Genomic DNA, 10,033 nt, shown 5'->3' on the forward strand with positions numbered 1-10,033 from the left:
CGGAGGCGACATGCGTTCAGTGGTCTGGTCCCAGGTGGGGGTCAGCCGCGTGGTTGTGGGTGACGAGCCCCGTACGTCCGGGCCCCAGGACACGATCGTCGACGTTGACGTCAGCGTTCTCAGTCCGGGCACCGAGCGCGCCCGGCTGCTCGGCCTGCCCACGGCGGCCGTCGCCTTCCCCCACGTGCCCGGCTACATGGCGGCCGGCAGAGTGCGTGGGGGTGGCCGGCTCCCGGTGGGCGCGCGGGTCGCCTTACGCGGCGCGGGTCACCAGAGTGTGGCGATCGGGCGCCCGGGTGACCTGCACGAAGTACCCGGCGGCGCCTCGCTGACCGACGCGGCGGTGTGGCAGCTGGCGATCACCGCGATGTACGGCCTCGACATCGGCGGGCAGCGCGCCGGAGAGCCGGTCGGCGTGGTGGGCGCCGGATTGCTGGGCGTCATCGTCCGCCGGCTGGCCGCGGTGCGCGGCGCGGACGTCGTTCTGGTGACGGCACGGTCCACGGCCAAGTCACGGGCGTGCGCAGCGGAACCCGCGACCGTCTTCGCCGCCGATCCGGGGCGGTGGGGGACCAGGCCACCCCTCGTCCTCGACGTCACCGGCTCCCCTGACGGACTCGACACCGCCCTGGCGGCGGTGGCGCCGGGCGGCACGGTGGTGGTGCTGGGATCCCCGCGGGCGACGTCGGCGAAGGTGGCGTTGCGGGCGGCCTACGACCGTGACGTTCAGGTGGTGGGCGCGCACACGGTCAACCTCGACGATCACCACGCCGCGGTCCTGACGCGGTCGTTCTTCGAGTTCCTCGGCAAGGGCGCGTTCGCGATCTCCGACGTGCTGGAGGAACATCCGGCTCGGGACGCTCCGCTGGTCTACCGGAGGCTCGTCACCGACCGTACCTTCATCGGCGCCGCTTTCATCTGGCCACCGGCGGCAAGGAGACCATCATGCGCTTCGGCGTGATCGGTTGTGGCGACATCGGTGTCAAGGACGCCGAGGCTGTGGCCGCGGCGGACGACATCGACCTGGTCGCCTGCCTGGACCCGGTGAACGCTCTGGCCGACGACATCGCCACCCGTTTCGGCGCGCGTGCCGAGCGTACGCTGGAGGAGATGCTGTCCAGGACCGATCTGGACGCCGTGATCATCGCCACCCCGCACGATACCCACGAGCAGGTCGCCCTGGCCGCGCTGGCAGCCGGCAAGCACGTCCTGCTGGAGAAGCCGCTCGCGCACGACCTCGGATCGGCACGGCGGATCGCCGCGGCCGCGGCCGGCGCGGGGACCACGGTGAGCGTGCTGTTCCCCTTGCGTGCCGATCCGAGGTTCCGGCGGGCACGGACGGCCGTGCGGCAGGGGCGGATCGGGACGCCGCTGGGCGCCGCCGCCTCTTACGCCGTGCACAAGCCCACCTCGTACTTCCGTGGCGGCTTCAGCCAGCGGGCCATCTCGTCCTGGCGGCTGTCCAAGGCCCGTGCCGGAGGCGGTTTCCTGATCATGAACGTGATCCATCATGTCGACGCCATCCGGTCGCTCCTCGACGCCGAATGCGACAGCGTCTACGCGGAAATGGCGCCGTCCGCCATCGCCCCCGAGGTCGAGGACACGGTCGCCGTCATCCTCCGGTTCGGTCAGGTCGTCGCCACCCTGACGGGCGGGGCCAGCGTGCCCGGAGGTGACGGCCAGCGCCTCCATCTTTGGGGTGCGGCCGGTCAGGTGCGGGTGCTGCCCGACCACGCCGTGACCTCCGCGGGCGAGATCCCGCCGGTCGAGCCCCCTCGGGCGGGCGCCGATCCGCGCGTGACGGCGATCTCCCGCTTCGCGGCCGCGGCCCGCGACGGCGCGGCTCCCGACGTGACGGTGCGCGACGCACTCGCGGTACAGGCGATCGTGACAGCGGCCTACCGATCGGCCTCTCTGCGCCATGCCGTACGGCCGGCGGAACTCCTCGGTGAGGCGGCCGCACGATGATCGGGTGGCGCCCGGTCGGGCCGACGCCGCCGACCGGCCTCGACCCGCACCCCGGGATGGTGTGGTACGTCGAGGGGACCCGGGGTCGTTTCACCTGGGCCCGCGGGTACGAAGGCGCCGACGCGGACCGGGTCGCCGCCGTGGACTGGGTGGGCACCGCGCTCGCCGCCGCGGCGATGGCGGGCCGGGACGCGGCCGTGGTGGGCGACGGAGCGCTCGCGTCGCTCGTGCGCCTGGCGGCCGCGTCCACCCGGGGCGGTGGCGAGGCGGTGGTCGAGACCACCGGCACCGGCGACGGGATCGCCTCGGCTCTGGCGATGGCGCCGGACCTGGGCCGCGTGCTGCTGGCCGCCCGCCCCGCGGAGCCCGCCGTTACGCTCGACACCTATCACGACCTGCACAGAAGGGGTGTACGGCTCACGCCGGTGCCGTGGGCCGGCTCACCGGGGGTGGCCCTTCCGGACGGGCTCGTGGCCTGGGCACTGGATCATCTGGCACAGGGGAGTCCGGCGGGAACCGCACCGTTCGCGCCGTGGTACCGCCTGAGCGCCGCAGAGCCGGCGCCTGGATCCCGGGATGAGACATGACGACCTATATCCACCCCGCCGAGATCACCGTCCGCCGGCCGTACGATGTGGAAGGCGACTGGATCCTCTTCAGCACCTGCAACTATCGGTGCGGCTACTGTTTCTGGGACGAGGACGCACTCGGTGCCAAGATCGAGCCGATCGCCCCGGTGGAGCGGCTGGCCGGGTTCTTCGACCGGACCGAGCTGACCTGGCTGCTCCATCTCACGGGTGGCGAGCCCTTCATCTATCCGGACTTCGTCCGGCTCTGCTCGTTGCTGACCAGACGCCATCTCATCAGCGTCAACACCAACGCCGACTCACCGCACATCCGTGCCTTCATCGATGAGGTGAACCCGGGCCGCGTCGATTTCATCAACTGCGGGGTTCACGAGCGCGAGCGCCAGGTGCGCCGCGGAACGCGGCGTTTCGTGACGAATGTTCTGGCCATGCGCTCGGCGGGATTCGACGTGTTCGTCTCGTGCGTCATGTATCCGGACCTGTTCGAAACGTTCCCCGAGCTGTGGCGGCGCTACGCGAGCGAGGGCGTCGTCGTCATCCCCAAGGCGCTGCGCGGCACCCATCTGGGACGCCGCTATCCCGGCGGATACACCGAGACGGAACGTGCCCTGTTTCGCGAGTACACCGCCAGAGCCGCGGAGTTCTACGCCGGCCAGTTCGGCCGCCGGGACGAGCCCCCCACGGTCAACCCGTTCATGGACGAGCACCTCTTCCTGGAACGGCTCCCCGACTACCGGGGAGACCTCTGCGAAGCGGGTCACCTGTTCGTGCGCATCGTGCCGAGCGGTGAGATACGGCGATGCGGCCCGGATGACGTGATCGGGAACGTCGCCGAGCACTGGTTCTCGCGGCGTGACCGGGCCTCGATCTGCGATGTTCTGGAGTGTCCCTACTTCTGTGAGAAATACCGCCTGCCTCCCGGTGACGCGGGCCGGCGTCACGCCATCGCGAGCAGGATGCGGCGCGGACCGGCATAGGGCTCCCGCCCGTGCGCGACCCGGACGTTGTCGATCATGAGGAGGTCGCCCGGCGCCCAGTCGAAGCGGACCGCGCACTCCCGGCCCACGCGCCTGATGTCGGAGAGGTCCTCCGGCGCGAGGGGCGTCCCGTCTCCGTGCCGGCACGAGGTCGGCAGGTCGTCCTCGCCGAGGAGTTCGAGCAGTTCCTCTCCCGTGTCGGGCCCGGCTCCCGTCCAGTGCCACTGGTCGGCCTGGTTGAACCAGACCTCCTCGCCCAGCACGGGGTGGATCACGGTGGCCGGACGGAGCTGGGACGTCCGCAGGCCGCCATCGGCGGTCCAGGAGAACTCGGCGCCGAGCTCGCGCAGGTGGCGCTCGACCAGCGCGCGGTCGCCCGTCTCGTAGGTCTGCTGCCACGATCGGCCGAGGCCGACGCCGCCGTGGAGGCGCTGGCGATAGATCACACCGCGTTCGGTGAAGCGCCGGCGCACACCGGGCGGGAGGCGGCGCAGGATCTCACGGCTGTCGGCGATGGGCGTCTGGCCACCCCGCTCCGGCGCGGTCACACAGTGCAGGAACAGCACGCTGGGCCAGCGCGCGGCATAGGAGAGCTCATTGTGGAGCGGGATGGCGAACTCGGCCGGGTACTCGGTCGAGGTGTAGATCCCGGCGTCGGAGACCTTGGTGCGCGGGGAGTTGCCGTGCACGTAGGGGAGCAGGCGATCGGCCAGCGCGGACACGGCCGGGGCGAAGCCGTCGCGGGTGCCGCCGAAGCCGCGCAGCAGCACGGCGCCGTGCTCGGCGAGATTCTCGTGCAGCAGCTGACGATGCTCGGTCACGAAGACGCCCAGGTCCTGCCGTCCGCGGGGCTCCACGCACAGCGGGAAGCCGCGGCCCTGGTCGAGCACGGTCGTTCTCACGACACCGCCTCCTCGTTGGCACGGGCGCAGAATTCACGGACGGGCTTGCTCGACGGCAGCGCCATCAGCGGATGCCCCCGCAGCCGCCGGCAGGCCTCGGCCACCCAGTCTCGCCAGCCCCCCAGCGTCCAGGTGCGCAGCATGCCCTCGGCGCCCGCGCTGACCGCGTGGCGGCCATCAGGTGTGACCACCACGGAGGTGGCCCACGGAGCGTGCCCTTCGAGCGGGTCGCCGAGCTGCGTCCCGTCGAGCGCCCACAGGCGTACGGTGCCGTCGCGGGCCGCGCTCAGGAGCATCGATCCGTCCGGCGTGAACGTCACGTCGAGGACGTCGCCATCGTGCCCGATGAACGGCTGGCCCACCGGCCGCCCCTCGTCGTCCCAGAGCCTGATCACAGAGTCGTCGCCGCCGGTGGCCAGCAGGCTGCCGTCGGCCGACACGGCCATCGCGCGGATGGGTCCGTCGTGACCGCTCAGCGGTGGCGACGCCGGCTGCCCGTCGCTCGACCAGCCCCGGATGAGACCGTCATCGCCGGCGCTGTAGAGCAGGGAGCCACCGGGGTGGAAGACCACCTCGTTCACCGGCGCCCCGTGCCTCGCCACGCCCAGCGGCATCAGGGTGGAGGCGTCCAGGACGGTGACGGCACCGGCGGCGTCGCCCGCGGCGATCCTGGCGCCGTCCCGATCGTAGGCGATGGCCAGCATCGGCGTCGCCTGGGTCACCGGCACGCCCAGGGCGGTACCCCGGCGGTTCCAGAGGCGCACGGTTCCGTCCGCTCCGGCACTGGCCACCACGCGCCCGTCCGGGCTGAACGCCGCGGCCCGCACGCCGGCCTCGTGACCGGTCAGCGGTTCGGCGGCGAACATGCCCTCGACGTCGGAAACGCGGACGGTCCGGTCGTCGCTCGCGGTGGCCAGCCATTGACCGTCCCGGCTGATCGCCAGCCGGTAGATGTGCTCGCGGTGGCGTGGCTCCGCGGCCCGCGTCTGCAGGCCGTGAGGATCCCAGCGGCCGGTACCGAACATGAGCTCATCCGGCGCGGCCGGCGCGACCATGGGGCGCCGGCCACGCCACTGCCAGACCCGCACCGTGCGATCCGCGGACCCGCTCACGATCCTGGTGCAGTCGCGGCTGAGCGCCAGCGCCGTCACCGGCCCGTCGTGACCGAGCATGGGGTCGGCGGCGGGACGGCGGGAGCGGACGTCCCACAGCCGGACGACGGCATCGGCCGAGCCGCTCGACAGAACGTCGCCGTCGGCGCTGAAGGCGAGCGCGTGCACGGCGTCGTCATGTGCCTGCCAGGGCAGGCCGAACGGCTCAAGCTCGCCGTCGGCGCTCCAGGACCACAGCCGGACGGCGCCGCCGGCGCCGCCGCTGGCCAGCAGGGAGCCGTCCGGATGTACGGCGAGGGCGGCCACGAAACCGTCGTGCGCGGCCCTGACGGACATGCCACGCGCGGCCGGCACATCACCGTGCACCACGTGGAGCGTGCCCTGGAGGGTGCCGACCACCAGCAGCGGTGTGCCCGGCGCGCACGCGAGCGCGGTGAGCGGGTCGGCCGCATCGGCCGGGCCGGCGTCACGGCCCAGCGGCGAGCCGTCCGCCAGCAGCCGCCCCGCCTCGTCGATCCAGGCCAGGGACCCGGCGTGCGTCCAGGCCAGCGCATGGACGGGCGCGCCGGCCTCGTGCCGTGCCAGCGGCCGCCCGTCGCGGCTCCACCGCAGCACGAGGCCGTCCTCGCCGCCGCTGGCCAGGACGCGGCCGTCGGGGCTGAAGGCCAGGGCGTTGACGCTGTCGGTGTGGCCGGTCACCGGATCGCCGATCGGGACGCCGTCCCGGCGCCAGAGCCGGATGAGGCGGTCGTCGCCGCCGGTGGCGAAGATCAGATCGTCGGGGGCGCAGGCGAGAGCGCGTACCGCGGCCGTGCCCGGCAGGACGGAAAGCTCCCTCGATCGCTGCAGGCCCAGCCTGAGCGCGGCGCGGACGGCGCCGAGCGGTTCGGCCCCGGGCAGCGCGGCCAGGTTCGCCGAGACGACCGACACGGCCTGGAGGAGTCCTTGAGCCGGCTCGATGCCGGTCAGCTTGGCCGCGTCGGCGGCCTCGTCGCGCAGCCGGTTCTCCAGGGTGACCTGGCGATGGTCGGCCAGGGCGCGCTCGACCTCGGCCCGTTCGCGCAGCGCCTTGTCCCGCTCCTGAACACTCTTCTCGATGTAGGCGCGGGTGCCGGTGTCGAGGTCGGCCGGGCGCTCGGCGAGATATCCCTCAGCCGTGGCCAGGTCGCCGCCGCGCAGCAGCCGGTCCGTCAGCTCCGGCTCCGCGCGCCAGGCCGCCACCCAGGGCTCGAGCCACTGCCGCCAGGTGAGGAACTTCCTGTCGTGCTCCAGCCAGCCGGCCAGTTCTCCCCATTCGCGCAGGAGCACGTCGTGAATGAGTTCCACCGTCTCGTCGCCCTCCTGCTCGTCGCCCGCCGTCACCAGCAGCCGCCGCGCGGTCATCACGGCGAGCACGGCATCCAGCCGCTGGTGCTGGTCGATGGTGCGGTAGAGGTCGGCGATGCGGCGCTTGCGCCTGGTGTCCGGCACACCGGCACGTTCGTCTCCCAGGTGCACCAGGCTCGTGAAGAGGGCGCGGGTCACGTCGAGCAGATGCGGCGGCATGGCCAGGATCGCGTCGTCCGCCCAGGCCGTCAGCGCGCCGGAGACCCGGTTGCCGTCCAGATACGGCCGCCAGAGCAGCATGCCGTCAGAACGGGCCCGCCACAACTGCGTGAGGGTGAACTCCACCAGCGGAAGGACGGTGCTCTGCGCGACAGAGCCGCCCCGGCCACGGGCGGCGGGTGGAGCGGCGCGGCCCGCGGCCGAGGCGCGTACGGCGTCGTCCACGATCGCCTCCGCCAGGCCGTCCTCGAACCGGAGGCGCACGGCGCGGGCGGGCTCGCGCACGATGTCCATGAGGTCCTCCGGATCGAGCTGGGCGGGAACGTTGGCCAGGCCGCGCTCGATCCACCTGATCAGCTCGGGCGCCTCGGCGGCGAGCCTGCTGTAGAAGTCGTCGCGCATGATTAGCACGATCGTGGCCTGGACCGCGGAGTCGAGCAGGCGGCACACCTGCGCGATGAAGCGTCCCCGTGTCTCGGCGGGTTCGAGGAACACCTCCTCGAACTGGTCGAGCACGAGCACGACACCACGCCCGAAACCGGCGACGGCGGCCGGCAGGTCCGTGCCCGCGCCCGGGAGACGGCGTTCCAGCGCGGCCTGCCCGGCGGGACGCGTGACGATCCGCTCGTGCCCGGCCAGGTCCGGCACCCGCCCTTCGGCGATGGCCGGCAGCAGCCCGGCCCGGACCACCGATGATTTGCCGCTGCCTGACGGGCCGAGCACCGCCAGGAAGCGCGGTCGTCTGCGCAGGTTCTCCAGCATCTGCCTGATGAACGGGTCCCTGCCGAACAGGAAGCGGGCGTGCTCCTCGTCGAAGACCTCCAGCGACCGGTAGGGGCAGATCTCGACGAGCCGCAGGTCGGGGCAGGCTTCGCGTAGCGACTCTGCCGGGGTGGCGAGGGCGATCTCACTCTGCCTGCCGTACTGGTCCTGTCTCGTGATCGAGTGGATCATTCCGATGACGTGGCCCGTGGTGAGGTCGACGACCGGGCCGCCGCTGTAGCCGGTCGTCACGCTGCCGCTGCGTTCCAGCTGAAGTACCGGCTGGCCGGTATCCGGCTCGCGGATGGGTCCGGTGACCATGCCTCTGGCGCGCAGTCCGTGGATCGGCGAGGCGTCGGGAAAACCCCACGTCTCGTACGAGGCTCCCGCCGCGCCCTCCGATGACATCAGCGACAGCGGCGTCAGCCCGTCCGGCCAGGTGTCCACGCGAAGGACGGCGACGTCATCGCCGTCGGGTGGACGCCAGTGATCGGCCGCGACCAGTCCGCGGAAGGCCTGTTCGCCGAAGGTGAGCTCCACCTCCTCTCCCGGACCCGCGTGCGCGTCCGCCACGACGTGCGCGCAGGTCAGGACGAGCCCTTCCACACCGGCGGCGAATCCCGTCCCGGCCGTCTGGCCGCGCGGGTCGAGAACGCGGACCACCGAGCGACCCAGATCACCTCGCACCCGCGCTCACCCGATCCGTAGCAGGTAGCAGGGGATCCGGGCCGCAGGCAGGTCGATCCAGCCGGCGATCACGTTCTTCGGCCGGGAGAACAAGGATCCCGTGAGGGTCGCGGGTCCGGCCGGGGTGGACAGCGTGAGCCGTACCAGCAGGGGGTCACCCTGATCTATCTCGCCGTCGATCTGGTGCGGCTCGCCGCCGGGAGGCCGCCAGTGCCCGCTCAGCCGCCGATCGCCGACGTGCAGGAGTTCGAGAGCGGCCGGGCCGCCGTCGCAGCGCAGGGTGTAGAGACCGGCGAAATCCGGCGGAGCGACCTCGCCGGACCGGAAGGCGGCGAGCGGCCGGGGGAGGTCACGCCGCGCGTAGAAGCCATAGCGCTCCTCCCGCCACCGCGTGTAGCCGGCGATCAGGCCGCGGCTCTCGGTGGCCAGGTATCCCGTGAACCGCTGCGCCGCGAGCCCGTTGAAGTCGTGGATGTCGAGTACGAGCTCATGAGGCGGGTCCTCAGCGACCTGGGCGGACACGCGGTGGGTGGTACCGAAACGGTAGCTGGTGTACTTACCGGACAAATCTGCTCTGAGTCGCATACTGCCCATCCAGCCGTCGTCACACCAGCTGTATTGACCTGCGTACACCTCGGCTCGCAAGGTGGAGGGCGTGAAGCCGGGCTCGAACACGCGCATCGACACGGAAACAGAAAAACATGCCGGGGCCCGGACGTCGACAATCGTCGTGTCGCCGCATCCCGACGACGCCGTCCTGTCGTGCTGGGGGGTGCTGTCCGAGGCGGGGGTGCGGCGTGTCGTGACGGTCTTCGCCGGGGTGCCGGAACCCGGTACGACCCTGTCCGCGTGGGACCGGCTGACCCGTGCCGCCGATCCGCGTCAGCGGGCCACCGAGCGTCACGAAGAGGACAGACGGGCGCTGGCCCTGGCCGGCTGCGCCGCGACGCATCTTCCCTTCGCCGGCGCCGCGCACCGGCGGCGGCCCCTTGACCGGCGCGTCCTGGAGACGGCCCTGGAGGAGGCCATGGGCGACGCGGGCACGGTGTACGCCCCCGCCGCCATCGGCGGGCATCCCGACCACGTGGCGACCAGGGACGCCGTCCTCGCGGCGAGCGCGGGGCGGCGGTTGCTGCTCTACGCCGACCAGCCGTACGCGGTCAGGTTCGGGTGGCCTTCATGGGTGACCGGTCGCCCCCCACGCCAGGACATCGACGTGGACGGCTGGTTCGCCGCGCAGCTGGAATCGATGCCGGGAAGGCTGTCACCGCAGAGCGCCCGGGTGCGCAGGCTCTCCCGGTCCGCCGCGGCCGCCAAGAGCGCGGCCGTACGCGAATATCGCAGCCAGTTCGCCGCACTCGTCGCGAGCGCCGGACCCGGATTTCCGGACGGTCCCGCAGGGGAGTACGAGGTGTTCTGGCCTCTTTAGATCGCCACTGTTCGCGCCCTGGGATGGGTGTTACGTTCCTCACATGTCACCTGCGGGAGAGAGG

The 10,033-nt window shown here is 72.2% G+C and carries 8 protein-coding genes; 5 read left to right on the top strand and 3 right to left on the bottom strand.

Annotated features, from left to right (window positions below; all coding sequences use genetic code 11):
• Positions 1 to 10 precede the first annotated feature (10 nt).
• The 4 genes from ACIBKY_RS46175 to ACIBKY_RS46190 are packed head-to-tail and all read left to right on the top strand — an operon-like array spanning position 11 to position 3,532.
• Positions 11 to 961: a hypothetical protein gene (locus ACIBKY_RS46175; RefSeq protein WP_397107488.1), complete on the top strand. Its 951-nt coding sequence runs from the start codon at positions 11 to 13 to the stop codon at positions 959 to 961.
• Entirely contained in the window at positions 946 to 1,968 is a 1,023-nt protein-coding gene (locus tag ACIBKY_RS46180) for a Gfo/Idh/MocA family protein (protein ID WP_397107490.1), read from the top strand. Before ACIBKY_RS46175 ends, ACIBKY_RS46180 begins: the two co-directional genes overlap by 16 nt.
• Positions 1,965 to 2,555 carry a hypothetical protein gene (locus ACIBKY_RS46185; RefSeq protein ID WP_397107492.1) on the top strand — a complete coding sequence of 197 codons (591 nt, stop codon included), beginning with the start codon at positions 1,965 to 1,967 and terminating at the stop codon, positions 2,553 to 2,555. Before ACIBKY_RS46180 ends, ACIBKY_RS46185 begins: the two co-directional genes overlap by 4 nt.
• The gene (locus tag ACIBKY_RS46190; RefSeq protein WP_397107494.1) at positions 2,552 to 3,532 is read left to right on the top strand and encodes a radical SAM protein; all 981 of its coding nucleotides are present in this window, start codon (positions 2,552 to 2,554) and stop codon (positions 3,530 to 3,532) included. The genes ACIBKY_RS46185 and ACIBKY_RS46190 overlap by 4 nt, the downstream gene beginning before the upstream one ends.
• Here ACIBKY_RS46190 and ACIBKY_RS46195 read toward each other — a convergent pair.
• The 3 genes from ACIBKY_RS46195 to ACIBKY_RS46205 are packed head-to-tail and all read right to left on the bottom strand — an operon-like array spanning position 3,493 to position 9,062.
• On the bottom strand, positions 3,493 to 4,434 hold the full coding sequence (locus ACIBKY_RS46195; RefSeq protein ID WP_397107496.1) for a TauD/TfdA family dioxygenase: 942 nt from the start codon (positions 4,432 to 4,434) through the stop codon (positions 3,493 to 3,495). The two genes, ACIBKY_RS46190 and ACIBKY_RS46195, sit on opposite strands and share 40 nt — an antisense overlap.
• Positions 4,431 to 8,540, bottom strand: coding sequence for a trypsin-like peptidase domain-containing protein (locus ACIBKY_RS46200; protein ID WP_397107498.1), 4,110 nt, complete (start codon positions 8,538 to 8,540; stop codon positions 4,431 to 4,433). The genes ACIBKY_RS46195 and ACIBKY_RS46200 overlap by 4 nt, the downstream gene beginning before the upstream one ends.
• Positions 8,541 to 8,546: 6 nt before the next feature.
• Entirely contained in the window at positions 8,547 to 9,062 is a 516-nt protein-coding gene (locus ACIBKY_RS46205) for a hypothetical protein (protein WP_397107499.1), read from the bottom strand.
• A gap of 133 nt (positions 9,063 to 9,195) precedes the next feature.
• Here ACIBKY_RS46205 and ACIBKY_RS46210 point away from each other — a divergent pair, with 133 nt between their 5' ends.
• Positions 9,196 to 9,969, top strand: coding sequence for a PIG-L deacetylase family protein (locus ACIBKY_RS46210; RefSeq protein ID WP_397107501.1), 774 nt, complete (start codon positions 9,196 to 9,198; stop codon positions 9,967 to 9,969).
• The last annotated feature ends 64 nt before the right edge of the window (positions 9,970 to 10,033 follow it).

It is taken from the genome of Nonomuraea sp. NPDC050394 (assembly GCF_044459065.1).
Classification (GTDB): domain Bacteria; phylum Actinomycetota; class Actinomycetes; order Streptosporangiales; family Streptosporangiaceae; genus Nonomuraea.